A 13087-nucleotide genomic window follows, 5' to 3' on the forward strand; every position below is an offset into this window, starting at 1 on the left:
TTAAGTTAAAAAAGCCTTGCCAATTAAAGAGTGGCAAGGCTTTTATCATGCAAGAATCTCTCCAAAAAATGGAATGCTAATAAAATAAGCGACGGGAGGGAATCGGTATGGGACAGATTACTTTTGATCCATTCATTCTGGAGATGACGGAGTTTTTTAAACAACGGGTTTTTGGGAATTTATCTAAGACCATGAATGGAACCATGCTATATCATTATACGTCTATGGAGACACTCAATAATATATTGGACCGGGAGCGCTGCTTCTGGATTACGCGTGTCGATTTCATGAATGATTATAAAGAGATTTCTTATGTGAACGACATCGTCCGGAAAGTTATTGACGACCTGGAAGACAGTCGTGAGAAGGATACGTTCCTTTCTCTGTTCCGCGAATTTGATACGACCGAGAGCTATTACAAAGCTCTAAACATTTTTGCTTTTTCTTTGACTGAGAATCCGGACTTGCTGCCATTGTGGAACGCATATGGTGCAGATGAAGGCTGCAATATTGGCATTGATACGCAGAAATTTATTAGTCAGACATTCAATTCGCAAATTACCTTTGTTGGAAAGGTCATTTATGCCGAGGAGCAGCAAAAGCGAATTGTCAAGGAAGTTATGGAGAAGCTTTTGCAGCTTGCCAAGGAAACGAGGTTATCAGACGAAAGCTTTTCCAGAGCCATTTTTTTTACATTTGGGACATTGGGCTGCTTTATCAAACATCCTGCTTTTACCTGTGAGGAAGAATTCCGCTCGATTTTCATCCCGAAAGCGGAAGAGCACATTCATTTTCGCGTCTCTAGAGGTGCGTTTATACCGTTTATCAAAGTACCTGTATATGCGATGGACGAGGAAACAGGTGAGGATCAACTTCTTGTTCGAAAAATTACAATCGGACCGCGCACCAAATTGGACATCGTTAAATCCGGATTGGAATTTTATCTGTCAGTCAAAAAGTTGGAGGGAATTGAGCTGAGCACATCAAAAGCGCCGTTAAGGTTTTAATAAATTTGAAGAAGATCGAATAGGCTCAAAGAAGCGTGCAAAGCGTAGTTAAAAATACCAGCCGAATCAGGAATTCCATCATGACCACTGCTCCTTTAAGATTTGACGTTATACGTCAAGTATAGCAAGAGATTGTTAACCACTAATGGAATTATTGTAAATTAATTGTCAATTCCCCTGAGAACGTTAATGATTTTTTAAGCGAAAACTTGAAGCTGGAAAAATACAAGGGATGGTTCCACCTGATGTACAGCAAGAACCATCCCTATGATTATTTTACGTATCTGCGGGCCCCGGCAAATTCCTTGATCCAGCCGGAGGCTACGATGTCGTCAATTCGGACGTGGGTGGATGAATTTGGTGAGTGCAGCATTTTTCCATCGCCGATATAGACTCCGACGTGATGGACGCTGCCTTTGCCCTCATTGTAAGCATAGAAGACCAGGTCACCCGGTTGAAGGACATCCCAGGCAACAGGAGTTCCATATCTTGCCTGCACCGAAGAGTCTCTCGGTATGAAAATGCCATTTGCGGCGTGAATCGTGTAAGTAAACCCGGAACAGTCAAATCCGAATCCAGATGTGCCGGCCCATAAGTAAGGGAGATTCATGAATTTTTTTCCGGTATTGACAATGTCCTCTCCAGTTGGCTCTGGAATATCATCTTGTGTTTTATAGATGGAGACATCCGACTTTTTCAGCCACTTCTTGCCATGACTCGGAGTAGCTACTAGCACTTCATTTTCAAATTCTTGCATCACTGGAAGGCGGGTGTTGAAACTCAGTTCAAGGAATTCTTCCGTTGTGTGTTTGTTATTATATAACCAGGCTGTTGGCGAAGTTATCAAGGCGAATGGGCGGTCTAGCTGATTTTCGTAACTTGGTTCCTTGGATAATTGGGCTGCCGGCATCCAGCCCGGATAGCCTACACTGTTTTTTGGAGTAAATTGATTGTGAACCGCTACCTTTACCCAATCTCCCTGTCTTTCAAGAACAGTAACAGGGGATCCATATAGGGCCTGTGTTTCAAGTTTGCCCACAAGACCAATCTTATCCTGATACGTCATATTAGAGGTCCACTTTCGTGGATCGGCTGGATTTGTGGTAGATGGTTCATCTACTTCTCTAGTAATATTGGGTTTTGACCAAACAGTTGCGACATTAACGTCTATGTAGTACGTGTCCGCATCCTTGTCCCTGGTAAGGGCCCCAGCCGTGTCGGTTACCGTTGTCCAGCCAGCTGAAGAAAACACGACGCTGACCAGAAGCAGTAACAATACTAATCTTTTTTTCAAATGCTATCATCCTCTCTTTTTTTATCAGTCCTATAAGCCAACTATAATTGCAAACGCTTTCACCAACATCCGCCGGATTTACCAATTTTATGAAATGAATGCAGTTCTTTTGATTCATTTGGTAGTGAATTTCCAGAAGGGATTTATAAATGAAGAATCAGCTTTGCGGGAAATTAAGAACTGGCTCTCTTATGATTCTTTCTCCTTTGTGGTAAAATCGTTATATTATATGCAGCAGAGAATCATCCCCTGCTTCACCCTCAAGGAAGGAGCAATCCACTTGAATATTGAGTTAAGTCATAAAATGATTACCGAAATGTGTGGTCCCGTCTCCTTCAAAAGAGGAGATTATTTTTATCGGAACAACAAGGTCACTTTTGAAAAATACAGCCCGGACCATTGGCAGGCAATCGTTAATGGCGACGAGGCTTTTTATGTAACAATTGAAACAGATGAACATGGCAAAATTCGATCGGAATGCAGCTGTCCGAAATTGGCTTCTTTTAAAAAAGAGTGTCAGCATGTCGCGGCCGTTTTACTGGCCATCTATCACCGAGGGCAGCCTCGTCAAGAGCTGGCCGAAGGCTTGTTGACAATCTTCGACGAAAAGCCAATTCGCAACAGCGGCCACCAACGCCATTTTGAAAAAAGAACCGTGTTGGATGTGGGATTAATCTGTAAACCCGTTGAAATTGGGAATGGACAGTACATTATTGGTATTGAAATCGCCAAAGTGAACGACATCCGCGCTTTTTTGGAACAAGTAAGAGACGGGCGTTCGTTCCCGTTTCCTTACGACCCAAGCCTGCATTGTTTTCAGCAAGAGACCGATCGTGTCATCCAAGAACTCATCCACGTGATGAGGGATGAGCATGTATTTGGCAAGTCTTCAGGGAACATGAACAAGATCATACTGCCCATACCTTCGACTTCATGGGAACGGCTACTGCCCTTACTTTTAAAAACACCAAACGTAAGGATTGAGCATGAAGGGCAATTATATGAGGGTTTGAGCTTATCCGAAGGCGTTCTTCCCTTGCAGTTTGATTTTTCGAAAAAGGAATTGGCGATCACCGGTCTTGGACGCTTGATCATCCTTGATTCCTATCGGTCAGTTCTTTTTGCCGGAAAAATAAAACAATTAGAGGACCAAGACTATAAACGACTGCTGGAACTGAAGAAGATGCTCGCGGCAGCCGGAAGGAACGAAATTCCTATCCCGCCAAGCCAATTGCTGATTTTTATTGAAAAAATCGCGCCGGGTCTAAAAAGGCTGGGGCAGGTGAACATTGACGAGCCATTAAGGGAGCAGCTAAAGCCTGCCCCACTTGTGGCTAAGCTCTATCTCGACCGAGTGAAAAATCGCCTCCTTGCCGGCCTGGAATTCCACTATCAGCATGTGGTGATTAATCCATTAGAAGGACGGGAATTTCCGGCGGGCGTTATGGTGATGAGGGATACGGCGAAGGAACAGCAAATCCTCGAAATCATGGATGAAAGTTCGTTTGCTAAGACCGATGGGGGCTACTTTTTGCAAAATGAAGAACTAGAATATGAATTTCTGGTTCATGTTGTGCCAAAGCTCCAGAAGCTCATGCAAATTTACGCGACAACAGCAGTCAGGAATCGGATTGTCCTTAAAGATGTTTTTCCGAAGATTAGAGTCAAGGTTAGAAAAGAACGGACGAATTGGCTGGATTTCAAGTTTGAAATGAAGGGCATTTCCAATGAAGAAATCCGTGAGGTCCTGGCGGCACTGGAGGAAAAGCGAAAGTATTACCGGCTGCCGAATGGTTCGTTGCTGTCACTCCAGACGCGGGAATTCGAGGAGATCCAGCGGTATCTTAAGTCGCCGCTTTTGCAGGATCAGGATTTGGCCGACGGGTTGTCGTTGCCGGTCGAGCAGTGCCTGCAGCTGCTTGATACGGTTGAGGTCAGTGATGCTTTCAAGCTGGAGGAATCGTTCCGTCAGTTTATGGACGAGCTGAGAAACCCCGGCAGGTTGGAGTTTGCGGTTCCTTCGGGTTTGGAGCCGACTCTTAAAGAGTATCAAAAGGTTGGATTCAAGTGGATGAAAACTCTGGCCCACTACGGATTCGGCGGGATCTTGGCCGATGATATGGGCTTGGGGAAAACGATCCAAAGTATCGCGTATATCGTTTCGGTTGTTGAGGAAGTCCGGGATAGCAAGCTGCGGGTATTGGTGGTTTGTCCATCATCGGTGGTGTATAACTGGCTGAGTGAACTTGGGAAGTTTGCTCCGGACTTGCGGGCTGTTGTCATTGACGGGAGCAAGGATAAACGGTCGGAGCTTTTGGCCAATTTGGATGATGTCAATGTGCTGATTACCTCTTATCCGCTGCTGCGCCGGGATATTAAATGGTTTGAAAAACAAACCTTTCATACAGTGTTCTTTGATGAGGCCCAAGCGTTCAAAAATCCGCTGACGCAAACGGCCAGGGCGGTTAAAAAACTCCAAGCGGGGCATCGGTTTGCGTTAACCGGCACGCCCGTTGAGAATTCGGCGGAGGAGTTGTGGTCGATTTTTCATGTTGTCTTTCCGGAGTTATTCCTCGGGCTAAAGGAATTCAGCAGGCTTTCGAGGGGGAAAATTGCCCGCAGAATCCGGCCGTTCATCTTGCGGAGGGTGAAGGAGGATGTGTTGGCCGAGCTGCCGGAAAAACGGGAGTTCCTTGAAACCGTGGAGCTGTATCCTGAACAAAAGAAGCTTTATGCTGCCTATTTGGCAAAACTTCGCCATGACACACTAAAGCATTTGGACAAAGACACCATCCGGAAAAATCGCATCCGAATCTTGGCGGGATTGACGCGACTGCGGCAGATTTGCTGCCACCCTGGTTTGTTTGTCGATGGCTATGATGGCGGTTCAACAAAATTTACGCAGTTGATGGAGATCCTGGATGAATCCCGGCTGTCAGGCCGGCGCGTACTGATCTTTTCGCAGTTTACGAAAATGCTCCAGATCATCGGGAGGACCTTAACGGCAAAGGGCCAGGCTTATTTTTACCTTGATGGCAGCACGCCTTCTGAGGAAAGAGTCGAGATTTGCGACCGGTTCAACCACGGAGAACGTGATTTATTTTTGATATCCTTAAAGGCCGGCGGAACGGGTTTGAACTTGATGGGGGCAGACACGGTCATTTTATATGACACCTGGTGGAATCCAGCGGTCGAGGAACAAGCAGCCGACCGCGCCCACCGTATGGGGCAGAAGAATGTCGTACAGGTCATTAAGCTGGTCGCCCGCGGAACCATCGAGGAAAAAATGAATGAGCTGCAGGACAAGAAGCGGCATCTCGTCGAGGATATCCTTGATTCCGACGAAAAAGTGATGGGGTTTCTGACGGAAGAGGATATTCGGGAGATATTGATGGTGTAGAGGAAAAAGGGAGCTCCACTTCAGATGAGCCAAACCTCGTTAATGGTGGGCGCCCGAACCTCAATAAGGCGCCTTGAGGACAAAACGGGTTGAAAAATCGCTGAAAGTGTCGTCAATGAGGCGCCTTGAGGACAAAACGGTCTGGAAAAAGAGGAAAAGTGTCCTCAATAAGGCATCTTGAGGACAAAACGGCATGAAAAAAGCATCAAAGTGGTCCTCAATAAGATGCCTTGAGGACAAAACATCCCAAAACAAGGGCAGGATTGTCCTCAACTGTATTCCAAAAGAGCAAAACACTTTAAGATAAAGCCGAAAACGCCTCCCCAGTTACTTTTTCCACAATCATAGAACGGCCAAGTTTCTCCTTTTCCTTAAACACGATGATATTTGTAAATTCGGCATAAAGAAGTGCGCCTTTAGTAAATTGATCCAGGGTACGATATAAATCTAAAGCTACTTCCACTTCAAAAAAATCATTCGTATCCAGTCGTCTTAGAACTGCCCGGACAGTTGAACCAACTGCGTGTACATGGGAAACTTCGGCCGCTACACTGTATCTCTTGGGAATTTTACTCAATAGGATCTCATGCGGCCTAATGTAACCGACTGCTTCTTCCTTATCGCTTACATTTAGCAGGGCAGCCCCGCGGAATTCATTCACTCGGCCTAAAAAGCTATACACAAAGGCATTTGCTGGTTTTTCATATACCTCCTGAGGTGAGCCGATTTGTTCAATCCGACCATGATTCATGACCACCACGGTATCCGCCATCTCAAGTGCTTCCTCTTGATCATGGGTAACAAACACAGTGGTAATGTTAAGCTTTTGATGGATATCTCTTAACCAGTGCCGTAGCTCCTGGCGAACCTTAGCATCGAGTGCGCCGAATGGTTCATCGAGAAGCAGCACCTCCGGCTCAACCGCCAATGCCCGCGCCAAGGCAATTCGCTGCCGCTGTCCGCCTGAAAGCTGGGATGGATAGCGGTCGGCCACATGCTCCAGTTGAACAAGCCTTAATAATTCAAACACCTTTTCCCGGATTTCCTTTTTCGAAGGGCGCCATTTCCGCGGCTTCACCTTTAGCCCAAAGGCGACATTTTCAAAAATCGTCATATGCTTAAACAAGGCATAATGCTGAAACACGAAGCCGACCTTGCGCTCTTTCACGGTTTTGGCAGAATAATCAACTCCATTGAAAAAGATCTTCCCCTTATCCAATCCTTCCAAGCCGGCAATCATCCTTAACAGGGTGGTTTTGCCGGAACCGGATGGTCCCAGCAATGCGACAAAATCCCCGGTTGGAATTTCAAGATTGATATCTTGAACGGCTGCTTGGGCGCCAAATACTTTGGTGACCCCATTGAGTGTAATCCCCATTTCCATCATCTCTCCCCATGATCATTTCTCTTTGTCTTCCATTCCACGATACTTTTAAAAACAAGAGTAACAATGGCCAACAGTGCCAGTAAGGACGCAACCGCAAAGGCGGCCGCAAAGTTGTACTCGTTATAAAGAATTTCAACATGAAGCGGGACAGTGTTTGTCAGTCCGCGGATGTGGCCGGACACGACCGAAACGGCACCGAACTCGCCCATGGCTCGGGCATTGCATAGAATGATTCCGTACAAAAGCCCCCACTTAATATTGGGCAGGGTGACCCGGAAAAACATCTGCCAGCTGCTGGCGCCGAGGGTCAGGGCGGCTTGCTCCTCCTCGGAACCTTGTTCCTGCATAATCGGGATTAACTCGCGGACCACAAATGGAAACGTGATAAAAAGTGTGGCAATAACAATTCCCGGTACCGCAAATATGATTTTCATATTGTTCGCTTCCAATAACGGCCCCAGCACACCACTCGTTCCGAATAAAAGCACGAATACGAGACCGGCAATAACCGGAGACACCGCAAACGGGAGATCAATTAAGGTAATCAACATATTTTTCCCTTTAAAATTGAATTTGGTAATGCCCCAAGCGGCGATGACCCCGAACAGCGTATTCACGGGTACGGCAATCAAGGCGGTGAGCAGGGTTAATTTGATTGCCGCCAATGCATCGGGTTCTATAATCGCCGCGAAGTATAGCCCGATCCCTTTTTTCAAGGCTTCCGAGAAAACAGCGAGGAGCGGAATGAAAATAAAGATGCCCAAGAAACTGAGGGCGACGCCAATCAACAGCCATTTTCTGATGGGAGCCAGCATAAAGTTGCGGACTCTTGTACTTGTTACTTCAACAAGATTGCTAGTTTCCATGTGTACAAAACCCCTCTAGGTCATTTGGTGTTTTTTCGCTGTCTTCCATTGCCAAAAATTAATTAAGAATAAGAGGATGAATGAGAAGACGAGCATAACCGCGGCAATAGCGGCAGCGCCGCCGTAGTTGTATTGCTCCAATTTTGTAATGATGAGCAGCGGGACGATTTCCGTTTTCATTGGCATATTGCCGGAAATGAACACGACCGAACCGTATTCCCCTAATGCCCTGGCAAAAGCAAGGGCAAAGCCGGTTAAGATTGCTGGGAAAATTGCCGGAAAAATAATTTTGAAAAAAATCTGTCCCGAATGGGCGCCAAGGGTAGCGGCGGCTTCCTCATATTGCTGATCCAGGTCCTGCAACACCGGCTGAACGGAACGGACCACAAAGGGGAGGCCGATAAACGTCAGTGCGATCATAATCCCGTACTGGGTGTAGGAAATCTTGACCCCCAGTTGGGCAAAATATTGCCCGATCCAGCCGTTAGGTGCATAAATCGTCGTTAGGGCAATGCCGGCAACGGCTGTTGGCATGGCGAATGGCAAATCCACAAGTGCGTCGACGAACTTTTTGCCAAAGAAGTTGTATCGCACCAATACCCAGGCAATGAGCGTTCCAAATATCGCATTTACGATAGCGGCGATAAAGGAGGTGTAGAACGTTAGTTTATAGGAAGCTACGACTCTTTCATCGGTTACAGTCTCCCAAAATTCCACCCAGCTGATGGTGGTTGCTTTTAAAAATAATACGGCAATTGGGATGAGGATCATCAGGCTTAAGTAGATGACGGTATATCCCATCGATAGCCCGAAACCCGGCAGCACCCGATGGCGTTTCGAATGTTTAAACACGTGCAAGCCTCTCCATTCCTAAATGTTTTCTTTTATTGGCGCAGTCGGAGCCCGAAAAAGAGCTGTCGACTACGCCTATCGGTCTTATAGGAGCAGCCGGAGCCCAAAAAAGAGCAGTTCACTACGCCTATCGGTCTTATAGGAGCAGTCGGAGCCCAAAAAAGAGCAGTTCACTACGCCTATCGGTCTTATAGGAGCAGTCGGAACCCCAAAAAGAGCGCCCGACTGCTCCAATCGAGCCTATAAGACAAAATCCTTCTAAACTAAGGCTTATAAATCTGATCAAATATTCCCCCGTCATCAAAATGGATTTTTTGCGCTTTCTTCCAGCCGCCAAACACGTCATCGATGGTAAAAAGTTTGATATCTGGGAATTTATCTGCATATTTGGCAGCAATATCCTCGTTCCGTGGGCGATAATAGTTTTTCGCAGCAATTTCCTGCCCTGCTTTACTATACAAATAGTCAAGATAGGCTTTGGCCACTTCTTCTGTTCCGTGTTTTTTCGCAATACTGTCCACAACAGCTACTGGAGGCTCCGCCAAAATGCTGACGGATGGATTGACGATTTCAAATTGATCCTTGCCAAGCTCATTGATCGCAAGATAGGCCTCATTTTCCCAGGCAATCAGGACATCGCCGATACCTCTTTCCACAAAGGTCGTCGTGGAACCGCGGGCACCCGAATCCAATACTGGGACGTTCTTAAACAGTTTTTCCACAAATTCTTTCGCCTTTTGTTCATCACCGCTGTTTTGCTCGAGGGCATAGCCCCATGCCGCCAAGTAATTCCATCTCGCTCCGCCGGAGGTTTTCGGATTTGGTGTAATCACGGACACATCTCTTTTCAGTAGATCATCCCAATCCTTGATATTTTTTGGATTGCCTTTCCGGACCAAGAAGACGATGGTGGACGTATACGGTGAACTGTTGTCGGCGAGGCGCTCCTGCCATTTTTCATCCAGCTTGCCGGCGTCGGCAATCGCATCGATATCATAGGCAAGGGCAAGTGTGACGACATCTGCCTCCAAGCCATCGATAACCGACCGAGACTGCTTGCCGGAGCCGCCATGAGATTGGTTAATCGATACCTTTTGGCCTGTTTCTTTTTCCCAGTAGGCGGCAAAGCTTTTGTTAAATTCCTCATATAATTCTCGGGTTGGGTCATAGGAAACATTTAATAATGTGACGTGTTCTTTTTTGTTCGCAGCTGCTTTTTTTGACGGTTCCGTTGAACTTTGGCTGGAGCATGCGGCCACCCCGATTAATAATAAAATTGAAAAAAGTGTCATCCAGAATTTTTTTAGCATACTGATTCTCCTCTATTTGTTTTTTTGAGGGCTTTTTTCAATAAAAAAAGCCCATTAGTTATTGGATGTACATAGCCATGTACATTAACTAAAGGGCCTTCGGGTGACCGATCGGCAGTTATTCATTTTCATATTTTCCGTTGGCTGGAACTTTGGCTATTTGCTTTTTTTTGCAGCGGCAGCCGGTGTTTCTCCAAGCGGTCTATCTGGGTAATTTGCGAATCATGGACGGTGATTTGAATGGTTCCAAATTCCAACCCATTCAACAGGCTCGTGATTTTATCCAGCACCTGCTGATCAAGATGTCCTTTTAACGACAACTAAATCCTCTCCTTTTATTAAACTAACTCGGTTTTCCAACAAATCTTCCAGTGTCGTTTGCTCAAGAATATAGGCAATCGTATCTCGGATTAATGACCATAGCGGCTTTAATTGACATCCCTCCTCCAAAGGACATGGTTCATATTTGGTAATGGAGGCACATGACATGGGTGACAATGGGCCTTCCAATTCCCGGATGACTTCTCCCAAATTGATTTCGTCTGGCTGCTTGTAAAGCATGTAACCGCCTTTTGCGCCGCGTTTGCTGGTGAGATAGCCCAGTTTTTTGAGCTGGAGTAGAATCTGTTCCAGGTAATGAATGCTGACTAGTGTTTTTTCCGAAATTTCCTGTATTCCCATTACAGCCCCTTGGTGATTCCCAAGCAACAGCAGGGCCCGCAGTGCATATTCTCCTTTACTCGACACCTTCATGGACATGCCTCCTAATGTTGAGTGTTTCAGTCAACATTTACTGGTAAAATAGATTCCCATTAATGTTGAGTGTTTCAGTCAACATTCACTGATAAAAATTCATCCCGATGACGTGATGGGACAAGACTTGTTTACTAGGTATTAGTTTTTTATAAATATATGCAATGAATGGTTGAAGGACACTTATCCAACTCTTCGAGTGGATTGTCTCATCAGCCCATTTATTTTTAAATCCTATTAACTCTATAGGATTACTTATTTAAAGATCATAATATGCCATTTGCTCAAAATCAAGAACTTTTTGAAAATTTTATCGACTTAGGAAAAAGGAGAGAGGGAGAAGCAAAGAGGGTGCGCAGTGGTAAAAGCGAATTAATCTGTTAGTGCCAGCCGGAGTGCAGTCCGGCAATCACCGACCAAGTGCACATCGCCCCGATTTTCCCCATATAAAAGCAGCAAAAGGAGGGTGTATATGGCTTTGAAGCGGGCCATTCGTTTGATTTCTGGTTCTACCTCACCATACATCTGAAAAAAGGATTCCCTGCCTTCGGGAGGTAAAAAACTATAGACAATCGACAGGTCCAGCGCCGGGTGGCCAATATGGGTATCGCCCCAATCAATCACGGCCAATACGCGGCCTGCCTCATCGACAAGCATATTGCGAATATGCAGATCTCCATGAACGAGTGCTTTGGTTTCATCCGTAAACGGCCTTCGAATGGACGAGAGGAAGCCCCCAATCCGTTCCATTTCATCATACCCCATCAGCCCTTTTGCCTTTTCCATATTCGCCTCGAGTATTGGCTTTCTTTTTAAAAAATTAAGCCTGCCCAATTGGTCATGGGGAACCCCCAGCTTTTCCGCCTCCGAGGCAGAAAAAGCATGCAATGTCTTTAAAAATTGGGCCAATGGTTCAACGGATTGCATTCGCTGTTCAAGCGTCAATCCCGTTGGCGTCACACCGCTTAAGAGCTTATACCCGGCAAACGGCCATGGAAATGGTTCGTCAGGGGTCCCGACAAAAAGAGGATTCGGTACCGGGATTGGCAACAATGGCGCTATCTCTGGAAGCAGCCGGATTTCCGTCTCCAACAAACCGGCTGCCATCTCCCTTCGGGGAAACCGAAAAACAAACTGCCCATTTACTAGATAGACGGAATTATCAAATCCCTCTCCCAGCACATGGGCTGTCACTGGTTTCAACTGCGGGAACTGACAACCAATCATCAACTCCGCTATACTTTTAGAAACCTCAATCTCCGGAGACCACGGGTCATTCATCAAACGCACGCACCTATTCTATTAAGAAGTTGTAGTAGGATTATTTTTGCCCAATTTCATTTCAAGTTTTTCACTTAAAAAGGTAGACCCCAAAATCAGAACACCGCCAACCATTTGAAGTACCGTCATACTCTCACTTAAAAAGATCGCGGCGAAAATGACGGCGGATATCGGGTCGATGTAGCTGAGTACGGCTATAGTCTGCCCTTTTAACTGCTGAAGCGACGAAAAATATAAAAAATAGGCAAAACCCGTATGGACGATCCCCAGGATCAGGATGAACATAATAGAAGAGGAGTTTAACCCTGATAAATCCAGCTGTCCCTGTACTAAAATATAAGGAAGCAGGACAATGGCCGCTGTCATTAACTGTACAAGCGTGATTTCAAACCCGGATAAATTTTTAATAAATTTGTTCATTAAAATCACGCTGGCATAAAAGCCCGCCGCTAACAAGCCGTAGAAGATGCCGAGTCCGTGATTATATGATCCAGTTCCACCAACTGACCCGTTTTGGACGATCAAATATAATCCGGCCATCGCCGCAAGGATGCAGCCCGCCTTCGCAAGGGTGATTTTTTCCTTCAAAATCCACGGGGCCAAAATCATCACAAACACCGGCGCAAAGTAATAGCTGATGGTGGCATTGGAGATGGTCGTGTACCGGTACGATTCAAAAAGAAAAATCCAATTTAGGCCGACCGCACCCCCGGATAAAAGCAGCAAAACGGCATTCTTCTTTAACATTTTAACGGATACCTTGTGTTTGACCAGTAAACTGGCAACGAGTAGGAATAGGCTCCCAATCACGCCCCTTAAAAAAGCAATTTCACTCGAACTCAGGTCGATGTTTTTTACAAAAAGGCCAAGACTCCCAAAAATAAGCATGGCCGATAGTAACTTCATTTTTCCATTCATGTTGAATAACAGCCCCTCA

11 protein-coding genes are annotated in these 13087 nt (G+C 45.8%); 2 read left to right on the forward strand and 9 right to left on the reverse strand.

Annotation, left to right across the window (positions count from 1 at the left end; genetic code table 11):
* The first annotated feature begins 107 nt into the window (after positions 1-107).
* Positions 108-1007, forward strand: a complete 900-nt coding sequence (locus M3234_RS22390; protein WP_262306833.1) for a DUF2971 domain-containing protein — start codon at positions 108-110, stop codon at positions 1005-1007.
* Between the two features lie 271 nt (positions 1008-1278).
* Here M3234_RS22390 and M3234_RS22395 read toward each other — a convergent pair whose 3' ends face one another.
* A complete protein-coding gene (locus M3234_RS22395) occupies positions 1279-2301 on the reverse strand; it encodes a C40 family peptidase (RefSeq protein WP_262306834.1) in 1023 nt (340 codons plus the stop codon).
* A 280-nt stretch (positions 2302-2581) separates the two neighbouring features.
* On the opposite strand from M3234_RS22395, the gene M3234_RS22400 reads away from it, so the two are divergent.
* Positions 2582-5701 (forward strand): DEAD/DEAH box helicase, encoded by a 3120-nt coding sequence (locus M3234_RS22400; protein WP_262306835.1) that lies wholly within the window; start codon positions 2582-2584, stop codon positions 5699-5701.
* A 298-nt stretch (positions 5702-5999) separates the two neighbouring features.
* Here M3234_RS22400 and M3234_RS22405 read toward each other — a convergent pair whose 3' ends face one another.
* From M3234_RS22405 to M3234_RS22440, 8 genes are all read right to left on the reverse strand, one after another.
* Positions 6000-7079 (reverse strand): sulfate/molybdate ABC transporter ATP-binding protein, encoded by a 1080-nt coding sequence (locus M3234_RS22405; protein ID WP_262306836.1) that lies wholly within the window; start codon positions 7077-7079, stop codon positions 6000-6002.
* Between the two features lie 5 nt (positions 7080-7084).
* Positions 7085-7903, reverse strand: coding sequence for a sulfate ABC transporter permease subunit CysW (gene cysW / locus M3234_RS22410; protein WP_262306885.1), 819 nt, complete (start codon positions 7901-7903; stop codon positions 7085-7087).
* A gap of 66 nt (positions 7904-7969) precedes the next feature.
* Positions 7970-8806, reverse strand: coding sequence for a sulfate ABC transporter permease subunit CysT (cysT, locus tag M3234_RS22415; RefSeq protein ID WP_311315684.1), 837 nt, complete (start codon positions 8804-8806; stop codon positions 7970-7972).
* 263 nt (positions 8807-9069) lie between these two features.
* Positions 9070-10116, reverse strand: a complete 1047-nt coding sequence (locus tag M3234_RS22420; protein WP_262306837.1) for a sulfate ABC transporter substrate-binding protein — start codon at positions 10114-10116, stop codon at positions 9070-9072.
* A 128-nt stretch (positions 10117-10244) separates the two neighbouring features.
* Positions 10245-10436 (reverse strand): YezD family protein, encoded by a 192-nt coding sequence (locus tag M3234_RS22425; protein ID WP_262306838.1) that lies wholly within the window; start codon positions 10434-10436, stop codon positions 10245-10247.
* Positions 10414-10869: an RrF2 family transcriptional regulator gene (locus M3234_RS22430; protein ID WP_262306839.1), complete on the reverse strand. Its 456-nt coding sequence runs from the start codon at positions 10867-10869 to the stop codon at positions 10414-10416. Before M3234_RS22430 ends, M3234_RS22425 begins: the two co-directional genes overlap by 23 nt.
* 372 nt (positions 10870-11241) lie before the next feature.
* Positions 11242-12150 (reverse strand): phosphotransferase, encoded by a 909-nt coding sequence (locus M3234_RS22435; RefSeq protein ID WP_262306840.1) that lies wholly within the window; start codon positions 12148-12150, stop codon positions 11242-11244.
* A gap of 21 nt (positions 12151-12171) precedes the next feature.
* Entirely contained in the window at positions 12172-13068 is an 897-nt protein-coding gene (locus tag M3234_RS22440; RefSeq protein ID WP_262306841.1) for a DMT family transporter, read from the reverse strand.
* Between the last annotated feature and the right edge of the window lie 19 nt (positions 13069-13087).

Source organism: Neobacillus niacini (assembly GCF_023715785.1).
Lineage (GTDB): Bacteria > Bacillota > Bacilli > Bacillales > Cytobacillaceae > Neobacillus > Neobacillus niacini_E.

Excerpts from the sequence above, each read along its gene's own strand:
- M3234_RS22390 (WP_262306833.1), top strand. The coding sequence starts at position 108 with ATGGGACAGATTACTTTTGATCCATTCATTCTGGAGATGACGGAGTTT.
- M3234_RS22440 (WP_262306841.1), bottom strand. The coding sequence starts at position 13,068 with ATGAATGGAAAAATGAAGTTACTATCGGCCATGCTTATTTTTGGGAGT.
- M3234_RS22430 (WP_262306839.1), bottom strand. The coding sequence starts at position 10,869 with ATGAAGGTGTCGAGTAAAGGAGAATATGCACTGCGGGCCCTGCTGTTG.
- M3234_RS22405 (WP_262306836.1), bottom strand. The coding sequence starts at position 7,079 with ATGGGGATTACACTCAATGGGGTCACCAAAGTATTTGGCGCCCAAGCA.
- cysW (WP_262306885.1), bottom strand. The coding sequence starts at position 7,903 with ATGCTGGCTCCCATCAGAAAATGGCTGTTGATTGGCGTCGCCCTCAGT.
- M3234_RS22435 (WP_262306840.1), bottom strand. The coding sequence starts at position 12,150 with ATGAATGACCCGTGGTCTCCGGAGATTGAGGTTTCTAAAAGTATAGCG.
- M3234_RS22420 (WP_262306837.1), bottom strand. The coding sequence starts at position 10,116 with ATGCTAAAAAAATTCTGGATGACACTTTTTTCAATTTTATTATTAATC.